The sequence below is a fragment of the Streptomyces sp. NBC_00028 genome (genome assembly GCF_045041065.1).
In the GTDB taxonomy this organism is placed as follows: Bacteria; Actinomycetota; Actinomycetes; order Streptomycetales; family Streptomycetaceae; genus Streptomyces.
Genome location: NZ_CP108293.1, coordinates 1,507,531 through 1,529,369, shown reverse-complemented (window position 1 = coordinate 1,529,369; position 21,839 = coordinate 1,507,531). Strand labels below are relative to the sequence as shown.

Annotated in this window: 19 protein-coding genes; 6 read left to right on the top strand and 13 right to left on the bottom strand. The window is 71.7% G+C overall.

All coding sequences use genetic code 11. The features are described from left to right. Positions 1-4: 4 nt before the first annotated feature. Entirely contained in the window at positions 5-1,231 is a 1,227-nt protein-coding gene (locus OG885_RS06710; RefSeq protein WP_405727526.1) for a glycosyltransferase, read from the bottom strand. A 123-nt stretch (positions 1,232-1,354) separates the two neighbouring features. Between OG885_RS06710 and OG885_RS06705 the strand changes: the two genes are divergently transcribed. Further along, the gene (locus OG885_RS06705) at positions 1,355-2,722 is read left to right on the top strand and encodes a sugar transferase (RefSeq protein ID WP_405742609.1); all 1,368 of its coding nucleotides are present in this window, start codon (positions 1,355-1,357) and stop codon (positions 2,720-2,722) included. Positions 2,723-2,742: 20 nt separating this feature from the next. Further along, positions 2,743-3,975 (top strand): ATP-grasp domain-containing protein, encoded by a 1,233-nt coding sequence (locus OG885_RS06700; RefSeq protein WP_405727523.1) that lies wholly within the window; start codon positions 2,743-2,745, stop codon positions 3,973-3,975. Between the two features lie 73 nt (positions 3,976-4,048). Here the strand turns inward: OG885_RS06700 and OG885_RS06695 are convergent, their stop codons facing one another. The 3 genes from OG885_RS06695 to OG885_RS06685 form a co-directional block, all read right to left on the bottom strand. Then, positions 4,049-5,359 (bottom strand): UDP-glucose dehydrogenase family protein, encoded by a 1,311-nt coding sequence (locus OG885_RS06695; protein WP_405727520.1) that lies wholly within the window; start codon positions 5,357-5,359, stop codon positions 4,049-4,051. 35 nt (positions 5,360-5,394) lie between these two features. Then, on the bottom strand, positions 5,395-6,669 hold the full coding sequence (locus OG885_RS06690; RefSeq protein ID WP_405727517.1) for an NAD(P)-binding domain-containing protein: 1,275 nt from the start codon (positions 6,667-6,669) through the stop codon (positions 5,395-5,397). Between the two features lie 62 nt (positions 6,670-6,731). Next, positions 6,732-7,484 (bottom strand): TetR/AcrR family transcriptional regulator, encoded by a 753-nt coding sequence (locus OG885_RS06685; protein WP_405727514.1) that lies wholly within the window; start codon positions 7,482-7,484, stop codon positions 6,732-6,734. 130 nt (positions 7,485-7,614) lie between these two features. Between OG885_RS06685 and OG885_RS06680 the strand changes: the two genes are divergently transcribed. Next, a complete protein-coding gene (locus OG885_RS06680) occupies positions 7,615-8,640 on the top strand; it encodes an LCP family protein (protein ID WP_405727511.1) in 1,026 nt (341 codons plus the stop codon). A gap of 240 nt (positions 8,641-8,880) precedes the next feature. Further along, positions 8,881-10,704, top strand: coding sequence for a glycoside hydrolase family 15 protein (locus OG885_RS06675; protein WP_405727508.1), 1,824 nt, complete (start codon positions 8,881-8,883; stop codon positions 10,702-10,704). On the opposite strand, the gene galE is transcribed toward OG885_RS06675, so the two are convergent. The 7 genes from galE to OG885_RS06640 all read right to left on the bottom strand — a co-directional run bounded on the left by galE (position 10,652) and on the right by OG885_RS06640 (position 17,010). Beyond that, positions 10,652-11,722: a UDP-glucose 4-epimerase GalE gene (gene galE, locus OG885_RS06670; RefSeq protein ID WP_405727505.1), complete on the bottom strand. Its 1,071-nt coding sequence runs from the start codon at positions 11,720-11,722 to the stop codon at positions 10,652-10,654. The genes OG885_RS06675 and galE overlap by 53 nt on opposite strands. Before the next feature lie 105 nt (positions 11,723-11,827). Further along, a complete protein-coding gene (locus OG885_RS06665) occupies positions 11,828-12,355 on the bottom strand; it encodes an NUDIX hydrolase family protein (RefSeq protein WP_329343947.1) in 528 nt (175 codons plus the stop codon). A gap of 24 nt (positions 12,356-12,379) precedes the next feature. Continuing rightward, positions 12,380-13,486 (bottom strand): amidohydrolase family protein, encoded by a 1,107-nt coding sequence (locus OG885_RS06660; RefSeq protein WP_405727502.1) that lies wholly within the window; start codon positions 13,484-13,486, stop codon positions 12,380-12,382. Position 13,487: 1 nt separating this feature from the next. Beyond that, positions 13,488-14,891, bottom strand: a complete 1,404-nt coding sequence (locus OG885_RS06655; RefSeq protein WP_405727499.1) for a glutamine synthetase — start codon at positions 14,889-14,891, stop codon at positions 13,488-13,490. A gap of 39 nt (positions 14,892-14,930) precedes the next feature. Then, a complete protein-coding gene (locus OG885_RS06650) occupies positions 14,931-15,794 on the bottom strand; it encodes an SAM-dependent methyltransferase (RefSeq protein ID WP_405727496.1) in 864 nt (287 codons plus the stop codon). Positions 15,795-15,852: 58 nt separating this feature from the next. After that, the gene (locus tag OG885_RS06645; protein WP_405727493.1) at positions 15,853-16,623 is read right to left on the bottom strand and encodes a hypothetical protein; all 771 of its coding nucleotides are present in this window, start codon (positions 16,621-16,623) and stop codon (positions 15,853-15,855) included. A gap of 72 nt (positions 16,624-16,695) precedes the next feature. Continuing rightward, positions 16,696-17,010, bottom strand: a complete 315-nt coding sequence (locus tag OG885_RS06640) for a hypothetical protein (protein ID WP_405727490.1) — start codon at positions 17,008-17,010, stop codon at positions 16,696-16,698. A 62-nt stretch (positions 17,011-17,072) separates the two neighbouring features. On the opposite strand from OG885_RS06640, the gene OG885_RS06635 reads away from it, so the two are divergent. Together OG885_RS06635 and OG885_RS06630 are read left to right on the top strand one after the other, a co-directional pair. Further along, positions 17,073-17,549 (top strand): potassium channel family protein, encoded by a 477-nt coding sequence (locus OG885_RS06635; protein WP_405727487.1) that lies wholly within the window; start codon positions 17,073-17,075, stop codon positions 17,547-17,549. Positions 17,550-17,636: 87 nt separating this feature from the next. Beyond that, entirely contained in the window at positions 17,637-19,046 is a 1,410-nt protein-coding gene (locus OG885_RS06630) for a cytochrome (RefSeq protein ID WP_405727484.1), read from the top strand. 38 nt (positions 19,047-19,084) lie between these two features. On the opposite strand, the gene OG885_RS06625 is transcribed toward OG885_RS06630, so the two are convergent. Then, positions 19,085-19,783, bottom strand: a complete 699-nt coding sequence (locus OG885_RS06625) for a response regulator (RefSeq protein ID WP_405727481.1) — start codon at positions 19,781-19,783, stop codon at positions 19,085-19,087. A 46-nt stretch (positions 19,784-19,829) separates the two neighbouring features. Continuing rightward, positions 19,830-21,839 carry an FtsX-like permease family protein gene (locus tag OG885_RS06620; protein ID WP_405727478.1) on the bottom strand — a complete coding sequence of 670 codons (2,010 nt, stop codon included), beginning with the start codon at positions 21,837-21,839 and terminating at the stop codon, positions 19,830-19,832.

Below are 21,839 nucleotides of genomic sequence, written 5' to 3'. Positions count from 1 at the left end.
ATCCTCATCGTGCCGGCGGCCACTTCGATGCGGTGGCCGCCTCCTCGGTTCTGACTCTCCCTGATGTGCGGCCCGGGCGCAGGCCGGGGCGGCGGGCCGGGAAGGACCCGGTACCGGCGGCTCGGGCACGCAGGGCGGCGTCATAGACGGCTTCGGTGCGCTCCACCACGCGGCGCACGTCGTGGTGCCGACGCACATGGACGTACCCTTGCCGGCCGATGGCGTCGCAGGCCTCCCGGTCGGCCAGCAGCGCGGTGACGGCGTCGGCGAGCGCCGGACCGTCACCGCGCGGGACGAGTGTTCGGGCCGTGACATCCGGCGGCAGCGACTCACGTGCACCCGGTACGTCGGTCAGCACGACCGGACGGCCACATGCCATGGCTTCCAACGGGGCGAGCGCCATTCCTTCCCAGCGGGAGGGCAGGACGACGACATCCGCGGCGCGGTACCAGTCCCGTGGATCGTCCACGGCGCCTGCGAAGACGACGTCCGCGGGTGCCCGGTTCATGAGCGGTTCGCGGTCGGGTCCGTCACCGACCAGGACGAGCTGTGCCGCCGGCAACCGGTCGACGACTCCGCGCCACGCACCGAGCAGGATGTCCTGGCCCTTCTGCCGGCACAGCCGGCCCACGCAGACCGTGAGCAGGACGGACGGGGCCAGACCCAGCCGCCTTCTGGCCGCGTCGCGCCGGGGGGCCCCGGCGACAGGGAAGCGGTCGAGGTCGATGCCGTTCGGGATGACCGTGAAGCAGGCCTCCACGCTCGCCGCGAGGCCCTGGGCCCGCTCGCCCTCGCTGACGCACACGACCTGATGGGCCCACCGTGCTCCCGCTCTCTCCCAGCGGACCGAGGCGACGCGAAGGCCGCCGGTGACCGCGTTGAACGACCATGCGTGCGGCTGGAACACGGTGGGCAAGCGGCCACGCAGCGCGAGACGGCCCGCCAGTCCCGCCTTGGAGCTGTGCAGGTGCACCACGTCCGGGCGGACGGACTCGATGACACGGCGCAGATCGGCCACCTCACGCGGGAGCCGGGTGTCGGGCGTGCGAGCGGCCCGCCAGGCGAGCACCTCGACTCCGCGCCGCCGGGCCGCCGCGCTCAGTGCGCTGTCAGGGAGGCAGACGACGACGACTCGATGGCCTCGCGCAAGCTGCCCGGCCGCCACGTCCGTCACGACCCGTGCCACACCGCCGCCGCTCGACTGGGCCACATGCAGGATCGTCGTAGTCACGGCGCCACGACCTCCTCGAAGAGTCTGGACCTACAGCGTCCGTTTACGTCATATACGTACACTATTCATCCGTTCTGCGAGGTGAGTCAAGGGCCCCATTGACCTGTGAGCGCATCGGCCAATATGGTGTACGCATATGCCGTAAATATACGGTTTTCCCTGAGGGTGCAGGGAGGTTCGACCGCTATGCCCCCTACAGTCGCTCCCCGACCGCGTCTCTCCTCCACCGAGACCCGGCGTCGTGCACCGGCCGTCCGTCTGGACACCGCGGCGGCGGCCCCCCGCCGACGCCGTCGTACCGTCGAGGCAGACTTCCGTACGGCCGCTCGGGCAACGTGCTTCGTGGCCGCGGGAGTTGGGGTGCTCGGATGGTTCCTGGCGTCGGAGCAGCCGGCACGCGACGCACTCTGCGCGGCCCTGGTCGCCGCGTTGGTGTCGCTCGCGTTTCGCCCGGAGCGAGGCGGGCACCTCCGTCCTCGCCGGGCCGAGTGGCGGCGACCCCGGTCGGTCCTGCTCGTCGGCTCCGCTCGGTCCGCGGCCGAGCTGACCGCCAAGCTGCGTACCGACAAGCACTGCGTTCTTCGGGTCCTGGCGGTCTGCCTGACCGATCCGGCACATGCGGAGGAAGTCACCTCGCTCGGTGTGCCAGTGCTGGGCGGCATGAACGACGTCCTTCACGCGGCCCGCAGGTGCCGGCCCGACGCGGTCGTCGCCCTGCCCAGCGCCCAGCTGAGCGCCGAAGGGCTGCGCGAGCTGGTCTGGGCGTTGCGGACGGAGTGCGTCGAGGTGCTGCTGGCGCCGGTGCTCGCCGATGTCGCGGCCCGTCGCATCGAGCTCCGCATGGCTGCCGGCATGCCCTTGTTGCTGGTACGGACCCCGAATCTCTCCCGCGCGGCGCGCATACCCAAGGCGTTGACCGATCGGGTGCTCGCCGTCCTGGGGCTCGTCCTGCTCGCTCCGCTCATGGCGGCCATCGCGGTGGTGGTGCGCCTGGACACTCCCGGGCCCGTCTTCTTCCGGCAGCGACGGCTGGGACTCGACGGCCGGGCCTTCACGATGATCAAATTCCGGTCCATGCAGCGGGACGCGGAGCACCGCAAGGCCGGACTCGCGGAGCTCAACCAGCATCGCGACGGTCTGCTCTTCAAGATCGTCGATGATCCACGGATCACTCGCGCCGGTCTGGTGCTGCGCCGGTACTCCTTGGACGAGCTTCCGCAGCTCTTCAACGTCGCCGCCGGTCAGATGTCGCTCGTCGGCCCCAGACCGCTGTCCGCCAAACCCGGTTCCTACACGGAGGTGATGAAGCGCCGGCTGCTGGTGAAACCGGGAATGACGGGACTGTGGCAGGTGAGCGGTCGCTCCGATCTCTCATGGGAGCAGAGCCTTCACCTTGACCTGAGCTACGTAGAGAACTGGTCACCTGTTCTGGACCTGCGGATTCTCCTGTGCACCGCCGCGGTGGTGGTCCGTGGAACCGGTGCCTACTGACGAGCTGATCGAAGCGTGCCGTGACCTCACTTCCGATTCCCGGCCTTGACCGCGACGTTCCCGCGCTGCTGGTCAAGGTGGGCAGGTTTCCCCAGCAGCACGGCGGGCTGGGTGTCCTGCGCAGCCTCGGCCGGGCCGGCGTCCCCATGTTCGCCATGGTCGAGGACCGCTTCACTCCTGCCGCCGTCTCCCGCTATCTCACCGGCCGCTTCGTCAGCCCGACCACCGGCCGGGAGGACCCGCAGGACCTGGTGGAGCGTCTGCTGCGCATGGGTCGGGAGATCGGCCGCCGTACCGTCGCCGTGGCGGCCGACGACGAGGCGGCGGTGCTGCTGGCGGAGCACGCCGACCTTCTCTCGGAATGGTTCGCGCTGCCCTCGGTCGCCCCTGAACTGCCGCGGCGACTCGCCAGCAAGGAGGGCCTGCACCGCATCTGCGGGGAAGCGGGGGTGGACACGCCCCGGTCCTGCGCGCCACGCGACCTCGGTGAACTGGTCGCGGTGGGGCGCACCTGGGGCTATCCGCTGGTGCTGAAGAACCTGGAGGCCTACACCCGGCTGTGTGCGCCGGTGGTGAGTCACACCACGATGATCCGCAGTGAGGCAGAGCTGCTCGCCCTGTGCGGTGCGAGCCGAACGCCCTCCGTATTGGTGCAGGAGTACATTCCGGTGGAGAGCACCGAGGTTTGGGCCACCCACCTGTATTGCGCCTCGGACGGCACGCAGGTCGTCTTCACGGGACGCAAGCTCAGATCCTGGCCGCCCTACTCGGGGATGACCTCACGGGGCTGCGCCGTTCCCAACCCCCGACTCGCCGAACTGGCGGGGCACTTGTGCCGCCGCATTGGCTACCGTGGCATCGCCGACCTCGACTGGCTGCTGGACCAGAGGGACGGACGCTTCAAGCTCGTGGACTTCAACCCCCGCATCGGGGCCCAGTTCCGGCTCTTCGAGACAGTGCTGGGAGTGGATGTGGTGCGCGCCCTGCACCTCGACCTCACCGGGCGTCGGATCCCGGCCGCGGCACAGGCGCAGGGCCGGATGTTCGCCGTCGGTCAGGTCGATCTGCTCTCGGCCGTGGCCGGCGCCTGGCACGAGCGGCGCCCTCCGACGGCGCTGCTTCCCCGGCGTGACCTTGAGCGGGCTTGGCTGAGCGGGGACGACCCCATGCCGGCCGCAGCCGAGGCGGTTCGTTTCAGCGGCACCGTGGCACGCCGCCTCACCAAGCCGCTGCGGAAGCGGATGCGTGGCTGAAGCCTGTCCGCGGCACTGCCTTCGCGGAGCCTTGGGCTTCGGGTACGCAGTGGTCACGGACGGCCTGCCCTCTTCAGGGACGGCCGAGTGCGCGGGCCGTCCAGCCCGCCGATCGCCACCGCGCGAGGTCGAGAGAGTTGCGCGCGTCGATGAGGCAGGGCCTGCGTACCAGCGTGGCCAGCCGTGCCGGATCGATCCTGCCGTACTGCGGCCACTCGGTCAGATGCAGCACGAGCTCCGCGCTCTCGCACGCCTTGGCCAGGTCGGTGGTGAAGTCGACGCTCGGCAGGACGCGCCGGGCAGGCTCGACGGCCTCGAAGTCATGGACACGCACCCGCGCTCCACGGGACTGCATCGCGGCCGCCACGGCCAGTGCCGGAGAGTCCCGCACATCATCGCTGTTCGGCTTGAACGCGGCGCCGAGCACCGCGACGCCTCGTCCCGAGAACGTTCCTCCGAGCATGTGTCGCGCCAGCCGCACGGTGCGCCGACGCTGCCGGGCGTTGATCTCGTCGACCGCCCGCAGCAGTGCCACCGCCGGAGCCACGCCGAGCTCCTCGGCGCGGGAGATGAGGGCACGGACGTCCTTCGGCAGACAGCTCCCGCCGAAACCCAGCCCGGGAGTGAGCGATCGGCGGCCGATGCGGGGGTCGCTGCCGAGGACGTCCGCCAGGGTCAGGACGTCGGCTCCGGCCGCGTCGCAGACCTCGGCCATCGCATTGATGAACGAGATCTTCGTGGCCAGGAAGGAGTTCGCGGCGACTTTGGCCAGCTCGGCCGTGGCGGGATCGGTTCTGATCACACGAACGCCGGCGGCAGCGAGGGGGGCGTACAGCTGACGCAGAGTCGATTCGGCCTCGTCGGTGCGTACCCCGATCACCAGCCGGGAGGGCCGCAGCGAGTCCTGTACGGCGTGTCCCTCACGCAGGAACTCCGGGTTCCAGGCGATGTCCGTGCCGGACGCGGGGGCGAGCTCGCGCAGTCGTTCAGCGAGCCGGGCGGTCGTGCCGACGGGCACGGTGGACTTGCCGACGATCAGGCTGCCGGGGCGCACGACGGGCGCCAGCACATCGACGACGGCGTCCACACTGCCCACGTCCGCCGCCCACGAGTCGGCGCGCTGAGGGGTGCCCACACAGATGAAGTGCACGTCGCCGAAGCGTCCCGCCTCAGCGAGCGAGGTAGTGAAACGCAGGTGGCCAGAATCCAGCGCTCGGGTGAGAACGTCACGGAATCCGGGCTCGAAGAACGGCGGCACGCGGTGGGCCAGAGCCGCCACCTTCTCGGCGTCGGCGTCCGCCCCGAGAACCTCGTGCCCGATGTCGGCCATACAGGCTGCGTGCACCGCTCCCAGATATCCGGTGCCGAGGACTGTCAGGCGCATCTCGATCTCCTGATCTCTCCCCGTCATCCGAACCGTCATCCGAAGACGGCGGCGTTTCGCCTTTCCAGAGCCGCGCAGACCCGTCGGGCCGCGAAGCCGGTACCCACGACGAACCTCAGCAGCGGTCCGAAGGACGGAGCCGCCGTCAGGCCGGTGAAGAACAGTCCGGGGACCGAGGACTCCAGGTCGGCGGAGAGCAAGGGCGCACCCGAGACGGTGAGTACATCGCGCCGCAGCCGCGGACTCAGCATCGTCAGCCTTCCGATGTCCACGCGATAGCCGGTGCCGATGAGAACGTGGTCGGTGCGGATCGCCTCGGGCGTACCGTCGGCGCGCACGAGCTCCAGGTGTGCGCCGAGCGCTCCGTCGAGCGACGCCGACCGGACCCGGCGGCCGCACAGCACCGGAAAGTGTCCGTCGATCCGGTGGCGCAACCACCAGGCACCGGACGGGCCGAGCACCGTGTGCAGGAAGTGAGCGCGGGCCCGGTCGGGGAGGTGCCGGTAGGCGGCGGCCCCGTGGCTGCATGCCGCCAGCGGCCAGCCGGTACCGAGGAGCGAATTCGGATACATCAGCCGTTTGCGCAGGGAGCGCTGCGCCAGCGTCCGGGTTCTCGGCGGAGGGCCGAAGCCGATCGACGGGGCGCGCGTGACGACGGTGGGCAGTGCGCCCGCCTCATGCAGAAGGGCCGCGGACTCCAGGGCGGACTGCCCGGACCCCACGACCGTCACCCGCTGCCCGGCGAACTGTGAGAAGTCCGTGTGGTCCGCGGTGTGTGAGGCGCGTCCGGCGGCGAGGAGGCCCGTGAACGTGCCCGGAACGTGGGCGTACGGGACAACACCCGCGGCGACCACCACGGCCGGACTGTCGAACTCCTCTCCGGACTCCAGCGTGACGCGGAAACCGCCGCCGGCCGCCGCGTCGATGTGCCGCACCGTGGTGCGTTCGACGTCGGCGGCCCAGTGCTGCTGAAACCAGAGTCCGTACCGGACGAACTCGGAGACGGGGATGGGCTCCAGTTCGCACGGCGGCTCAGCGCCTCGCGCGATGCGGAAGTCGGCGAACTCGTATCCCGGCTCTGGAGCAGAGATGGAGGACGAGAGGGGGGAGGACTTGAGGAACATGCCGTTCGGCATGTGAGAGTGCCATCCCGCCATGGGCTCGCCGAAGATGCGCAGCGGCATGTGACGCGCTCTCAGGTGAGCCGCGGTGGCCAGGCCGTACGGTCCGGGGCCGACCACGGTGAGGGGATGTGTCCGCCCCGAGCTTCTGGGGCGGCTCCTGAGTCTGCTTGTCTCACGAGGTGCCACGGCCCGTGGCCTCCTCCCTGCATAGGCCCCCACAGGCACGTTACGTTCGTAAATTTACGATGTCAACTTCGAGTGTAGAGATCCAGGAGCCCGTCCAGTCCGGCGCTGAGCCCCTGCGGTCCGCCCTGTTCGGCGAGTGCGTGGGCGGCTGCCCTGAGGCGGGGCAGTTCCTGGGGTGGCATGCGGTGCAGGCCGAGACGGAATCCGGGATCCGCCTCCTCCGGGTTGTCCACCATGGCTTGCAGTTCCACCGACACGTAACCGAGCACCCAGCCGGTGAAGGCGCGCAGGGCGGCCGCGGACCGAGCGGTGTCGAGTCCCGACTCCTGGAGCAGGCCGAGGACGCGCTCGTGGTGCCGAAGGACCGGCAACGGCCGCTGGGCCAGGGGAACAGCGAGCATGCGGGTGGTGAGCAGGGGTACCGCTTCGGCGTGCGCCTGGAGGACCTCGTACGTCGCCCGAGCCACCCGGTGAAGTTCGGTCCGCGGCGTGGACGCGTCCCCCTCGGCTGTCATCGCGTCGGCCTGGGCCAGACGCTCCTCCAGCTCCGAGTACACGGCCTCGACGAGACCGTCCAGCAGGGCGTCCTTGCTGGAGGCATAGCGGTAGAGCGCCATCGCCTCGACGCCGAGCTCGGTGCCGAGGCGGCGCATGCTCAGCGCTGTCAGACCCTCCCGGTCCACCAGGTCCAGCGCGGCGGCCAGGACACGCTCCCGGCTCAGCCGGCCGTAACGGCCGCGGTCGCTGGCGCGGCGTGCCGGGCCTTCGCTCCGGGCCTCGCCCTCTTTGCCTGCCTTCGCTCGCTGCTTGGCCATGCCTCGCCTCCCGTGGGTCGCCCCATGTCGCGTGGTGCCGGTGTTGACTCCTGTCACCTGTCGGAGCAGGCTGTACGTGTACAGCGTAAATGCATATCGCTCCGACGTATGGGCGGGATGTGCCCTTGCGATGTCCGCACAGCATTCCTGGCCGGGATGGGAGCCGAGGCGCAGGGCCGCCCGGCGTCGCCACCTCGTGCGTACCGCGCTTGTCGTCGGCCTGGTGGCGCTGCTCGGCCTGGCGGGCCTCGGCGCCGGAGCGGTGTGGTGGGGCACCCAGCACTACGGCGGCCAGGTCGCCCGCATTCCCGACGCCTTCCCCGCCGGCCCGCGCCCGCCCAGACCGGCCGGGCATGACGGCGGTACGACCTTCCTGCTGGCCGGCGTCGACAACCGCTCCGGGCGTCCGACGACGGGGAGCGGTGCGACGGCACCGCTGTGGAAGTACGGCGCGCAGCGCAGCGACACGCTGATGCTCGTGCATCTGAGCGGTGACAGGCGCTCCGTCCATGTGATGTCCATCCCGAGGGACAGCTGGGTGCACATCGAGGGCCACGGTTCGGCGAAGATCAATGCCGCGTTCTCCTGGGGTGGTCCTCCACTGATGATGCGCACGGTGGAAAGGCTCGTCGGAACTCGTGTCGACCACTTCGGAGTCATCGACTGGCACGGGTTCAGGGACCTCACGGACGCCGTCGGCGGCGTGCCTGTCACGGTGCGCGAGGACTCCTACGACTCGGCTCGGGACCGCCACTGGAAAGCCGGCACCTACGTGATGGATGGCGCCGACGCGCTCGCGTACGTGGGGCAGCGGCACGGTCTGCCTGGCGGAGAACTGGACCGGATCAAGCGTCAGCAGCAGTTCCTCGTCAGCCTGGTCCGGCAGATGCGCGGGAAGGCCGGCCTCACCGATCCGCTCGGCACGGTGCGGATGCTCGACGCGATCACGCGGACGGTGAGCGTGGATGACCGTATGTCCAACGCCGACCTGCGGAATCTTGTCTTCGCTCTGCGTCGTCTGGACGCCTCCGGTACCCGGTTCGCAACGGCGCCGATAGTCCGTTCGGAGATGATCGACGGTCAGTACGCCCTGATCCTGGATCAGAAGGAGCTGCGGACGCGGTGGCGGGCGGTGGAGACGGGGCGGGCCGACTGACGGGACGTCCGCCTCGTCCGCACCGGTTGACCCCGTACCCTCCCGGTAGGATGATGTACGTATACATCGTATATATACGATGCAGATCAGCGGTGATGGATGATGCGGAACAAGGTGAACCCGCAGAAGGCGCCGACGGTGGAGCTGCCGCTTTCGTCGGCGCCGCATCGCCGGAGCCGCACCCGCGCCCTGCCATGGCAACGTGCGCCGGCCGCCGCATGAGCGCGAGCAGGCCTGACCATGAACGCACCCATCGAGGATTACGCCCTCCTCAGCGACCTGGAGACCGCCGCCATGATCGGCAGGGACGGTTCCGTCGACTGGCTGTGTCTGCCCCGCTTCGACTCACCCGCCTGTCTGGCCGCCCTGCTGGGAACGCGGGACAACGGCCTGTGGCGGGTGGCCCCCGTCGGTGGCGGCACCTGCACGGACCGGGCGTACCGGCAGGACACCCTGGTCCTCGACACGCGCTGGGAGACCCCGACCGGAGCCGTCCGGGTGACCGACTTCATGCCGCCCCGGGCCCAACTGCCTTGCCTCGTAAGGATCGTCGAGGGGCTGTCGGGCACCGTACGGCTGCGCAGCGAGTTGCGGCTGCGCTTCCACCAGGGCCGCGTCACGCCCTGGATCCGCGCCGTCGACCAGTGCGCGGTGGCGGTCGCCGGCCCGGACGCCGTCTGGCTGCACACCGACGGACGGGTCCGTGCCGTGCCGGGTGAGGGCAGCACGGTCCACGAGTTCACCGTCCCGGCGGGAGCGCGGCTCGCGTTCACGCTCGCCTGGTCGCCGTCGCACCTGCCGGAACCGCCCGCGCCGCTCTTCGTGCCCGCCGAGACGGTCCTGAAGGAGACCTGCGACTTCTGGCGCCGCTGGACCGCCCGTTGCCGCTACGAGGGGCCGTACCGTGAGGCGGTGCTGCGGTCCCTCATCACCCTCAAGGCCCTCACCTACGCCCCTACCGGCGGTGTCGTCGCCGCCCCCACCACCTCGCTGCCCGGCCGCGTCGGCGGCGACCGCAACTGGGACCACCGCTACTGCTGGCTGCGCGACTCCACCCTCACCCTGTCCTGTCTGCTGCGCAGCGGCTACCGGGAGGAGGCGACGGCCTGGCTGGACTGGCTGGTGCGGGCCATCGCCGGAGATCCGGCCGATCTCCAGACCGTGTACGGCGTCGGCGGCCAGCGGCTGCTGCCCGAGACCGAGGCGCCCTGGCTGCCCGGCTACGAGGACTCGCGCCCGGTCCGCTTCGGCAACGCGGCCGTGAACCAGTTCCAACTCGACGTGTACGGCGAGGTCCTGGACACCCTCCACCTCTCGCTGCGGGCGGGCATCCCCCTGCCCGCCCATCTCTGGGACCTGGTGGAGGCGCTCATGGCCCATCTCCAGCGCCACTGGCGCGAACCCGACCAGGGGCTGTGGCAAGTGCGGGGCCCCGCACGGCAGTTCGTGCACTCCAAGGTCATGGTGTGGGTGGCCGCCGACCGGGCTCTCAGGATGGGCGCGCTCCTCGGCCGGAACGGCAACGCGGACGGCTGGCGGGCGTTGCGCGAGGAGGTGCACCGGCAGGTGTGCCGGGAGGGCTGGGATCCACGCCGGCGTTCCTTCGTCCAGTCCTACGGCTCCCCGGCCCTGGACGCCTCGGCGCTGCTGATCCCGCGCCTGGGCTTCCTGCCCGCCGGAGACGAACGGGTGCGCGCCACGGTCCGCGCGATGCGGGGTCTCTCCCACGGCGGCTTCGTCCGGCGGTACGCACCGGACGGCCCCGGCGCCCACGCGGTCGACGGCGCGCGCGGCGCCGAGGGGGCCTTCGTCGCCTGCACCCTCTGGTACGCCGACGCCCTCGCGGCGATCGGACAACGGGCCCGTGCCCGGGAGGAGTTCGAGCGAGTCCTCGCCGTCCGCAACGACGTGGGCCTGCTGTCCGAGCAGTGGGACCCGGACGCGGGGCGCCAACTGGGCAACACTCCCCAGGCGTTCAGCCACATCGCCCTGGTCGAGACAGCGTTCGCGCTCACCGCTTCCCGTTCGGATGCCGCGCGGATCCCGCGTATCCCTGCGGGTTGAGCTGCTGGAACCGCCAGGAGTCCCGGCACATGTCGGCCAGGTCCCTGGTGGGCCGCCAGCCCCAGGCCCGGCCCACCGCGGACGCGTCGGCCACCAGCTCGGCCACGTCACCGGGACGCCGACCCACGATCTCGTACGGCACTTCACGCCGGGCGGCGTGCCCGTACGCCGCGACGACGTCCAGCACCGAACTGCCCCTGCCGACACCGAGGTTGAACACATGCAGGCCGGGCGCGTCGGCCAGATGGTCCAGCGCCACCCGGTGCGCCTCGACGGTGTCCATGATGTGGAGGTAGTCACGGACCGCGGTGCCGTCGCGCGTGGGGTAGTCGCCGCCGAAGACCCGGAGCAGTTTCCGGCGGCCGGCGGCGACCTGGGCGACGTACGGCATCAGGTTGTCGGGCTCGCCGCGGGGGTCCTCGCCGAGCAGCCCGCTGGGGTGGGCGCCGGCCGGGTTGAAGTAGCGCAGGCTCAGCACCGTGTACTCGGGGCACCGGCGACAGACGTCGGCGAGGATCTGCTCACACAGCCACTTCGAGGCGGCATAGGGGTTGGTGGGCCGGGCGGGGGTGGACTCGGCGAGGGAGCCGTGCCCGGCGTCGCCGTAGAGCGAGCAGGAGGAGGAGAACACGAGCCGGTGCACCCCGTGGTCGTGCATGGTGCGCAGCAACGCGGTCGTGCCGCCGACGTTCGTGTCGTAGTACTCGGCGGGCCGCCGCGTCGAGGCGCCGACGGACTTGAGCGCGGCGAAATGCACCACGGCGTCGACGGCGTGCCGGTCGAAGACGGCCGACAGGGCGCGGCGGTCCCGGACGTCGAGTTCGTAGACGGCGCCGACGAAACGGCCGGCGATCCGTTCCACGCGGGTGAGGACCTCGGGCGTGCTGTTGGAGTAGTCGTCGACCACGATCAGCTCGTAGCCGTGGTCGAGCAGCTCGACGCAGGCATGAGAGCCGATGAATCCGGCTCCGCCCGTCACCATGACCGTGGACGGGGGGCCGGGGCCGCTGCGCGTCATGGCATGACGCTCCCGACTACCGCACAGAACGTCGTATGTTTACGGCGTATATATACGACTCTCCCCCCAATGGGCAGGGGCGTCAAGGCCCGGCGCCGCCAGAGGTCAGATCACGCACCCCACATGCGCCAGCGCCTGCTTCAGCAGCACCCCGTGCCCGCCCGGCATCTCGCTCTGGACCGCCTCCGACACCGCGTCCTGCGGGCTGAACCAGACCAGGTCGAGGGCGTCCTGGCGGGGTCGGCAGTCGCCGGTGACCGGGACGACGTAGGCCAGTGACACCGCGTGCTGACGGGGGTCGTGGTAGGGCGTGATGCCCTGGGTCGGGAAGTACTCGGCGACCGTGAAGGGCTGCGGGGCGGTCGGGATGCGGGGCAGGGCCACCGGGCCGAGGTCCTTCTCCAGGTTCCGCATGAGGGCGTCGCGGACGCGCTCGTGGTGCAGCACGCGTCCGGAGACCAGCGTCCGGCTGACCGTCCCGTCGGGGCCGATGCGCAGCAGCAGGCCGACGCTGGTGACTTCGCCGCTGTCGTCGACGCGCACGGGCACGGCCTCGACGTACAGGATCGGCATCCGGGCGCGCGCCTGCTCGAGGTCGTCGGTCGTCAGCCAGCCGGGCGTGGTTTCGGTCATGTCAGACATTGCTTGATCATACTTTCAGGAGGGGCCGGAAAGGCGGTAGACCCGATGCGCATTGTGTGCTCCCGCCCACTCTGCGAGCCGCACCGCGTCGGACGGACTCAGCTCGTCGGTGTCCACCCGGTCCTGGAGGAGCTCGCCCAGTCCCCGGCGGAACGCCAGCGCGCCGAGCCGGTAGAACTCGGCCAGACCGTAGGCGTCGGAGCTGTACAGCAGTTTGCGGAACGGTGTGATCTCCAGTGCCTCCTCCAGTACGGCCCGGGCGCGCGCCGGGCCCACGTGGTGGAGGGTGAGGCCGACGTCCAGGTACACCTGCTCGAAGACCGCGGCCAGATAGCCGGCCTGCCGCTGGTAGGGCCAGCAGTGCAGCAGCAGGACCGGGATCGTGCCGGCGGTCAGGTGCAGCCAGTCCGTGAGGTGGGTGGGGTCGACCTGGTGCAGGCGGATGTCGTTGTCGCCGAAGCCCGTGTGGAGCTGGAGGGGGAGGCCCAGGTCGACGGCGGTCCACAGCAGGTGCCGTACGAGGACCGGGTCCGCCAGCCGTCCGCCCTCCCGCAGCCGCTGCCGTGCCGCCCGCTCCACCTCGGCGGCCGACGGACGGGCCGGGTCCAGGTCGAACCCCGTGCGGTAGGCGGCCACGGACTTCACCGCCACCACCCCCGGGCGGTCGACGGCCTGGAGGGCGGCCGCGCGGAAGGCGTCGGCGTAGTCGTCGGGCTCGACGCCGTTCGCCACCAGTGCCTCCTCCACGCTCTCCAGGCGTACGACCTCGTAGACGTCGTCGGCGGCCAGCTCGGCCGGCCCGAAACCGGTGTCCAGGCAGAACGTGCCGGTGCCCGCCGCGGCGAGGAAGCGGCGGTTCACCTCCCGCGCGCCCAGCTCCGCCCGGCGGGCCAGGTACGCCTCCGGCGGAGCGTGCCGGTCCAGGTCCAGCAGGGGTGCGCAGTGGCGGCGCACCGAGACGCCGACCGGGGTGTCGAAGGGCGAGATGCCGCTGCCGGGCCATCGGCCGCCCTCGGTGAGCAGGGCCTCGAAGCCGTCCCGGTCGAGGTCGCCGGTGACCACGCCGTGGCAGTGGTGGTCGACCAGGCTCAGCTCCGCGAGCGCCTCGTGGACCGCGGCCATCTCAGTACTTCCAGCGGTACGCCGCCGCGATCCCGCCGTCGTCCAGATCGGCCACGGACGCGCTCTCGCCTTCCCGTACGGCGATCACCGCGTCGGCGAGGACCGGCCCGAGCGCGCCGCGCAGACACTCGTCCTCGCGGAACTCGGCCACCGCCTCGGAGAGGGACGTCGGCAGTCGGCGTACACCCTGGGCCGCCGCCTGTTCCGCGTCCAGCCCGGCCGGGTCGCCGGTGATCTCCTCGGGCAGTACGGCGGCCGAGGCGATGCCGTCGAGGCCCGCCGCGATGACGGCGCCCAGGGCCAGATAGGGGTTCGCCGCCAGGTCGACCGGCTTGACCTCCAGGTTGGCGGCCTGGTCGCGCAGGCCCAGGGTGCCGGTGACGACACGGACCGCGGCCTCGCGGGTCTCGCGGCCCCAGGCGGTGAACACCCCGGCCCACTGGGAGGGTTTGAGGCGCAGATAGCTCGCCGGGCTCGGGGCGGTGACCGCCGTGAGCGCGGGGAGGTGGGCCAGGACGCCGGCCGCGAACGCCTCCGCGTCCGCCGTCATGCCGTACCGACCCTCCCCGCCCGTATGCAGGTTGGCGCCCTCGCGCCAGGCCGAGAGGTGGAGATGGCCGCCGTTGCCGACGCCCTCGGCGAAGACGGCCGGCGCGAACGAGACGACCAGGCCGTGCCGCCCGGCGACCGCGCGGATCGTCTGCCGTACCAGCACGCTCCGGTCGGCCGCCGCCACCGGGTCCAGGGCGCCCACCGAGACCTCGAACTGCCCCGCCGCGTACTCGGGATGGAGCTGGTCGACGTCCACGCCCTGCGCCGCCAACGCGGCCAGCAGATCGGCCGTGTACGCGCTCAACTCGACCTGCCGGACGGCCCCGTACGCCGGACCCGACAGCGCGGGCACGAAGTCGCCCTCGGCCGACGGGCCTTGACCCACCGCCCACTCGACCTCGACGGCCGCCTTGAAGGTCAGGCCGTGCCGCCGCTCCGCGTCCGCGACGATCCGGCGCAGCAGCGTGCGCGTGCAGCCGGGGTGCCGCTCGCCCTCCTGCGTGATCCGGTCGACCGGCGCCCACGCCCAGCCGGGCTGCCCGGCGAGGACCACCAGGTGGTCGAGGTCGGGGTAGAGGCGAAGGTCGCCGTCGGGCGAGCCCAGGACGTCGGTGGTGACGATGGAGTCGTTCGCGAGGAACGTGTCGAAGACCGGGGACATGCCGACACCCCAGGCCGCCGCCGCGGCGAGCCTGGCCGTGGGGACCGTCTTCACCCGGCCGACGCCGGCGGTGTCGACGTACGACAGCACCACCCCGTGCACACCTCTCCCGGACAGCTCGCCGCTCAGCGCGGTGGCACGCTCGACATCACCGGGACGGCCCCCGGGCACGGGGTCGGCAAGGGTGGTCATACGTCCTCCACGACGAGGTCGGCCGGTACGGGTCCCGCGTCAGGGTTTCACGGCCACCGCGCCGAACTGCGGCACCACGACAGGCGAGTTCGCGTCGGGACGCCACCGCGAGCACGACACCAGACCCGGGTCGAGGAGGTCGAGGCCCTCGAAGAACGCGGCGATGTCCGTGCCGCTGCGGGCGGTGATCGGCGGGGTGGCGTTCTCGTTCCAGAACTCCATGGCCGGGATCTGGCCCGCGCCGCCGAGCTCGTCGTCGAAGGTGGGGTGCGTCAGCACGAGGTAGCTGCCGGACGGGACGTCCGCCAGCACCTGGCGGACGATGTCCCGGGCCTTGTCGTAGTCGAGGACGAAGTTGAGGATGCCCAGCATCATCACGGCCACGGGACGGGTGAAGTCCAGGGTCCGGCCCGCGCGTTCGAGGATCGCGGCCGGGTCGTGGACGTCGGCGTCGATGTAGTCGGTGACGCCGTCGTGGGTGCTGGTCAGCAGGGTGCGGGCGTGGGCGAGGACGATGGGGTCGTTGTCGACGTAGACGATCCGCGCGTCCGGTGCGATGCGCTGGGCGATCTCGTGGGTGTTGTCGACCGTCGGCAGACCGGTGCCGATGTCCAGGAACTGACGTACCCCGCGGTCGGCGGCCAGATGACGCACCGCGCGGCCGAGGAAATCGCGGTCGGCGCGGGCGATGTCCCGGATGATCGGGAACATCGTGGCGACATGCTCGCCGACCTGCTGGTCGACCTCGTAGTTGTCCTTGCCGCCGATCCAGTAGTTCCACACGCGTGCGTTGTGCGCGACGCCGGTGTTGAGCCTCGACGACCCGCTCGTGGGGGTGTCACTCACGTCGTCCCGTCCTCTCCTCGCCCCTGCGATCGCGGTACGGCCGACCGCAGGGGCCATTGTGCCGCCCGATGATCACGATGTCCCGGGAATCGGCACAGGGGAGGGTCAGCAGGGTTCAGCTCTGGGCCAGCGCGTCCTTCAGCCGCTGGGTGCCCTTCTTCACCGCGTCCTCCACGGAGTCGTCCTCGTCGCCGTCGAGACCGCCGGCCGTGACGGTGATCGCGTCGCTGCCCACGCGCACGGCGGCGACATCGAGGGTGAGGGTGGCGGGGGTGCCCGAGCTCGTGCCCTGGACGGTGACGTGCAGTCCCTGCCGGGCGTCGCCCTCGTCCGGGACGGAGCTCTCCGTCACCTGGACCGTGCGCCGGTCGCCCGCCGAGTCGGTGGCGGTGAACTGGTCGCACTTGACGGGCAGGGACTTCAGCCAACTCAGCGAGGCGTCGAGGCTCGCCCGCCGATAGGAGGCGACCTGGTACAGCAGCCGGGACTCCTGCTCCTCGAAGCCGGTCAGCGCGGACGCCCCGGACGGCTCGCCCAGCAACTCGTCGCTGTAGAGCCCGTCGAGCAGCTTCTGGCAGTCGGCGGCGTTCGCCTTCGCGGTGAGGAAGTCGGCGACGTCGACCTTGCCGATCAGCAGGCTGTCCCGCCAGGTCGCCGCGTCCTTCACCCGCGTCCAGTCGTCCTCCAGATCGCCCTCGGTGATCAGCGCCTGACGCGCCTTCGCCTCGGTGAGCCGGGGCGCGGCGCTCGGGGAGTTGGCGGCGAGCGGGGTGGCCCCGATGGCCGAGGTGTCCGCGTCCGCGTCGTCGTCCGAGCAGGCCGCGGTCGTCAGCAGCGCGGTCGCGGTGAGGGCTGCGGCGAGAAAACGTGCGGGACGACAGACCATGGCGGATGCCTCCTGAGGGCCGAGGGCGTGGGTAGGGCCTCAGCGGATCACCGGTGCGGGCCGCCCACCAGCTCACTCGGGCCGTTCGAGTGAGACCCGCCGGCTGCCGCACCGCGGGCAGACCGCGTCGGCGAGCGGCGACCTGACGGCCCGGCCCGCCTCGTCGACGTACTCCTGAGTGGTCAGGCCCGAGGCATCCAACGGGTCGGTGAAGAACATGAGCTGGAACGTGACCTCCCAGGCGTGGCCGCAGCCGCCGCAGGCGAACGCGAAGGTCTCCGGTACGGATCGGGGCACGGCCGGCATGGACTCTCCGGTGGGGTCGGGGATGCCGTTCAGCCCACATCGCTGGATGCCGTACGGCAACTCGAACGCCCCGCCCCGCATGCCGGTCGCCGCCCCGGCGCCGACACTGACCCCATGGCCCGCCCGCGTCGCAAGGAGTCGTCATGCTGCCCGGATTCCTCGCCAGGGCGGTCGAGTCGCTGCTCGGCCGGGAGAGGCGCTCGTTGCATCTGAAGGCGGCGGGCGCGGCGACGGGGGTCCTGGTCGTGGTGATGCTCGCCGGGTCGTGGGCCGTCGTCGAGGCCGAACAGGGCGCCCACCGCGCCAATCTGACGTCGTACCCGAAAGCCCTGTGGTGGTCGATCGAGACCGCGACCACGGTCGGGTACGGCGACTTCTACCCGGTGACCCCCTGGGGCCGGGCGATCGGCGCGGTGGTGATGGTCGTCGGCATCACCACGTACGGCATGGTCACGGCCGCGCTCGCCACCTGGTTCGTGGGCCGGGAACAGCGGCGGCGCCACCATCTCGCCCATGGCGCCCATGAGTTGGGGGAGGAGGCGGTACGCGCCCTGCACGAACGGTTCGACCGGCTGGAGCGGTTGGTGAACGGGAAGGGCGAGTCCGGAGGCTACCGGTGAGTACCCCGGGGGCGCGCTGCACCTGACTCCTCAGGTAGGGTCCCGTGCGGTTCGGTACGGGCGGGTGTCGAAGGGGGCGGCAGCACCATGGGAATGCACGTGGTCGAGGAGACGGAGCCGGTGCCGGACGGCACCAGGCTGGAAGAGCTCGCCCCTGAGCCGCTGCTGACCCGGGACTACGAGACCCGCCCCGCGCTCGTCTACGAGCGGCTGCGCGAGCGGCACGGCCCGGTCGCGCCGGTCGACCTGCTCGGCGTGCCCGCCTGGCTCGTCCTCGGCTATCGCGAGTCGCTCCAGGTGCTCCAGGACGACGCCGGCTGGCCCAAGGGGCTGGAGAACTGGCGGGCCCGGACGGAGGGCCGGGTGCCGGCGGACTGGCCGCTCGGTCCCTCCCTGGAGGTCAACCACGTCCTCATCCAGGGCGGCGACGGCTACCGCTCCCTGCGCGCCGCCTGGGACGTCGCCCTACGGCCCTTCCAGGACCCGCGCAATCCACTGGCCAAGCGGCTCAAGGCGGCCGTCACCGGGTACGCCGACGAGCTGATCAGCCTGCTCGGGCAGGGCGGCCGAACCGGCCTCGCCGATCTGTCGGCGCAGTTCTCCCGGCCGTTGCCGCTGATGGCGGCCAGCCATCTCCTCGGCTTCCCCGGCTCCCAGGGCGACGACGCCCTGATGGACATGTGGCGGGTCCTCGACGCCGGACCGGACGCCGAACCCGCCCTGGCCCGGCTGCTGGTGACGCTCAGCGAACTCGCCGCCGCCAAGATCGAGAAGCCGGGCGACGACTTCCCCTCCCACCTGGTCGCCGCCCACCCGGACCTGACGGTCGACGAGCTGGCCCGGGAGCTGTTCATGCTGCTCGGCATGGTCTCCGATCACGTCGGCATCCTCATCTCCAACACCGTCGTCGAGGTGATCTGCGGAGACAGCGAGGGCGGCGTACGCACCACGCTGTCGGCCGGGATGGTCCGGGAGACCATGAACCGGGTCGTCATGCGCAAGCCGCCGCTGGTCAACTTCGTACCGCGGTTCGCCGCCGCGGACACCCCGCTCGGCGCCTACACGATCCGGGCCGGCGATCCGGTGTGGGTCTCCTCCGCCGCCGCCCACGCCGACCCGCTCTTCGCCGGACAGATGGCACCGGGCTCGTCCACCATCAGCAGCCGGGCCCATCTGTCATGGGGTGCCGGACCCCGCCAGTGCCCGGCCCGGGAGCTGGCCTCGACGATCGCCTCGGCGGGTGTGAGCCGGCTCTTCGAACGGTTCGGGCACCTGGAACTCGCCCTCCCCGTCGACCAACTGCCGTGGCGCTCCTCGCCGTTCATGCGCGGGCTGCGCTCGCTCCCGGTGCGCTACGAGCTCACCGGACCGGTCGAGCCGGTCGTGCCGGTCACGCCGGAACCCGACACCGCCGTACCGGAGGAGCCGGTCGACTCCGTCAAGCGGCGGTCCTCGCTGTGGCGTTACCTGACCGGGCTCATCCGCTCCGGAGACTGACGGGTACTTGAGGGGACCTCACGGCAGCTGACGGTCCGTCATGCGTCCGGCTGCGCATGCCCGTTCTGCCAGGCCCACGCGGCGATCTCCACCCGGTTGCGTGCCGCCAGTTTCAACTGGACGCTGGACAGGTGCGTCTTGACCGTCGACAGGGAGACATACAGCTCCGCGGCGATCTCGGCGTTGGTGCGGCCGAGGGCGACCAGCCGGACCACGTCCAGTTCGCGCTCCGTCAGGGACCCGGTGACCGGGGCGGGGCGGGCCGGGGCGACCTCGTTCGGTGCCCCCGTGAGGTGCTTCAGCAGCCGGACGGTGACCGAGGGGGACACCAGCGAATCGCCGGCCGCGGCGGCCCGGACCGCCTCCGCGAGCAGGGTGGGCCCGGAGTCCTTGAGCAGGAACCCGCAGGCACCTCCGCGCAGCGCCCCGTAGACGTACTCGTCGAGGTCGAAGGTGGTGACCACGACGACCCGCATCGGGTCCGCGACCTCCGGCCCGGCCAGCAGCCGGGTGGCCGCCAGGCCGTCCAGCTTCGGCATCCGGATGTCGAGCAGGCACACGTCCGGCCGCACCTCCCGGGCCAGCGCCACCGCCTCCTCGCCGTCCGCGGCCTCGGCGACCACCGTGATGTCGGGCTGCGCGTCCAGGAAGAAACGGAATCCGGTGCGGACCATGTCCTGGTCGTCGGCGATGAGGACCCGGATCGGCGCGGCTCCGGGCGGGGTGGGGCTCGTCATGGCCCGATCATCGCTCATCGGTCGTCCCGGAAGGCTCGCTCGCCCCTCAGTCCGGTGCCTGGGCCGGGTCCGCGGTGACCTTCCGCAGCAGCGGACGGCTGCCGCTGATCGCCGCGAACATGGCCAGGGCTCCGACCAGCACGCACACGCCCAGTTCGAGCACGCCGGAGACGTCGAGCGAGGCTCCCAACGCCTTGTTGAACTTGTACGAGCCGTACACGCCGGTGGCGAGGGTGCCACCGGCCAGCACGACCAGCGGCAGCACCGTCTCGCGCGTCCGGGCCCGGTCCAGGACCCTCAGCGGGGTGCCCGCCAGCCGCAGCAGACCGTAGACGCGCCGCCGGTCCAGGACGTTCGCCGCCGCCGTGAGCCCCGCGGAGGCCGTCGCCAGCACGAAGCTCAGCGCCAGGGTCGCGGTGCTCACGTCGGCGATGCGCGCGACGATGCTGCGGTCGCCCGCGGTCGCGTACTCCTGGGTGTAGGGCGGATGGCCCGAACCGACGGACGAGAGGGCGGTGACAGCGGTGTCCAGCCGCGCCGGTCCGCCCGCGACCCGGGCGACGATGCCCGGGCTGCCGCCCAGCAGACTGTCGTAGTCGTCCGCCGGTACGACGCTGATCCGGGCCTCGACGTGTGCGCGGTCCAGCAGTGTGCGGGCCTCGGCCGCCGCGTGCCGGGCGTCGGAGGCGTTCGCGGTGATCACGGCGACCTGGTCGCGGTACTGCGAGCCGTCCGTGCCCAGCATGCTCACCGAGAAGAACCCGGCCGCGAACCCCGCCAGCACCAGTCCGCTGACCGTGCGCCAGGCACCGCGTGGGTCGTCGCTGAGCCGGCGCGCGGCGAGCAGGGTCGCCGGGCGCCGGGCGAAGCGGGCCGCGATCCGCCCCAGCCGGTCGACGACCCAAGGCCCGACCAGCCAGAAGGTGCCGTAGAACATCAGCAGCAGCACGACGTAGTCGCGGGCCTTCAGATCGCCGCCGCCGGTGGTCCGCATGATGTAGGTGAGCGCCGCGAGGAACAGCACCAGCCGGAGCATTGTGGTCCGGCGCGGATTCGCCTGCTGGGCGACGCCCAGCGGAGAGCTGACCACCTGGCGCAGCGTCGACACCGCGCTGACCGTGATGAGCGCCGTCACCGCGAGGACGACCGCGGCCAGCCAGGGCAGGCCCACCCAGAGCTGTTCCGGATACCAGGTGCCGATGCCGTACGGCACCTCGGCCAGCGCCGGCAGCGCCGCCACGTAGGCGACGGCGCCGGTCAGGGCACCGGCCCCGCCCACCGCCGACGCCTCCAGCGCCGTCATCCCGAGGATCTGCCGGGGGGTGGCACCCGCAAGCCGCAGCGCCGCGAGACGCTGCTCGCGCCGGGCCGCCCCGAGCCGCCCGGCGGCGGAGGAGAGCACGACCACCGGCATCGCCAGCAGCACCACACCGAGCAGCGCCGCCCCCTGGTCGCCGTACGTGAACAGGCTCTGCCGCGTGCCGGAGTACCCGGACACGACGGCCCGCGCCGCCTGGTCCTGGTCGAAGTAGCTCGCGCCGGTCGCCGCCGTTGCGGACAGCGCGGGGTCGGACGGCGCCCTGCCCACCACGGCGACGAGTTCGTCGGGGGAGGCGAGACCGGCCTCGCCGAGCCTGCCGTAGGACGTCACCGCCGGGAAACGGTCAGCCAGTTGGCCGGCGGGGAGTTTGCGCAGCAGTTCCGCCAAGGCGGGGGAGACGTCCACCTCCCCCTGCTTCGGGAACGTGTCGAGACCGGGCGGGGCCGGGGTCGCGGCGCGGCCGGGCAGTTGGGCGAGGGAGACGACGGTGAGGTGCTCGCCGCGGACGTAGGTGGTGGCGAGGGCCTGGACGGCCGTGCCGTGCCGCGCGGGCTCAGGGGTGCGCCAGGCGGTGCGGTCGGCTCGGACGTCGGCGCCGACGGTCGCGGCGATCATCACCAGCATCACGAACGCGCCGACGGCGGCGGCACCGGCCGCGAGCAGCTGGCTCTGCAGGCCGCGGCGGCCGGACGCCCGGGTGAGGTGCCAGGTCAGGGGCAGGACAGGGGAACGCAC

Bases quoted from the DNA above. Each gene is read 5' to 3' on its own strand.
- OG885_RS06695 (WP_405727520.1), bottom strand. From the start codon at position 5,359: ATGCGCCTGACAGTCCTCGGCACCGGATATCTGGGAGCGGTGCACGCA.
- galE (WP_405727505.1), bottom strand. From the start codon at position 11,722: ATGACGCGCAGCGGCCCCGGCCCCCCGTCCACGGTCATGGTGACGGGC.
- OG885_RS06675 (WP_405727508.1), top strand. From the start codon at position 8,881: ATGAACGCACCCATCGAGGATTACGCCCTCCTCAGCGACCTGGAGACC.
- OG885_RS06680 (WP_405727511.1), top strand. From the start codon at position 7,615: ATGTCCGCACAGCATTCCTGGCCGGGATGGGAGCCGAGGCGCAGGGCC.
- OG885_RS06685 (WP_405727514.1), bottom strand. From the start codon at position 7,484: ATGGCCAAGCAGCGAGCGAAGGCAGGCAAAGAGGGCGAGGCCCGGAGC.
- OG885_RS06650 (WP_405727496.1), bottom strand. From the start codon at position 15,794: ATGGCCCCTGCGGTCGGCCGTACCGCGATCGCAGGGGCGAGGAGAGGA.
- OG885_RS06660 (WP_405727502.1), bottom strand. From the start codon at position 13,486: ATGGCCGCGGTCCACGAGGCGCTCGCGGAGCTGAGCCTGGTCGACCAC.
- OG885_RS06635 (WP_405727487.1), top strand. From the start codon at position 17,073: ATGCTGCCCGGATTCCTCGCCAGGGCGGTCGAGTCGCTGCTCGGCCGG.
- OG885_RS06640 (WP_405727490.1), bottom strand. From the start codon at position 17,010: ATGCGGGGCGGGGCGTTCGAGTTGCCGTACGGCATCCAGCGATGTGGG.
- OG885_RS06630 (WP_405727484.1), top strand. From the start codon at position 17,637: ATGGGAATGCACGTGGTCGAGGAGACGGAGCCGGTGCCGGACGGCACC.
- OG885_RS06645 (WP_405727493.1), bottom strand. From the start codon at position 16,623: ATGGTCTGTCGTCCCGCACGTTTTCTCGCCGCAGCCCTCACCGCGACC.
- OG885_RS06705 (WP_405742609.1), top strand. From the start codon at position 1,355: ATGGTGTACGCATATGCCGTAAATATACGGTTTTCCCTGAGGGTGCAG.
- OG885_RS06665 (WP_329343947.1), bottom strand. From the start codon at position 12,355: ATGACCGAAACCACGCCCGGCTGGCTGACGACCGACGACCTCGAGCAG.
- OG885_RS06625 (WP_405727481.1), bottom strand. From the start codon at position 19,783: ATGACGAGCCCCACCCCGCCCGGAGCCGCGCCGATCCGGGTCCTCATC.
- OG885_RS06655 (WP_405727499.1), bottom strand. From the start codon at position 14,891: ATGACCACCCTTGCCGACCCCGTGCCCGGGGGCCGTCCCGGTGATGTC.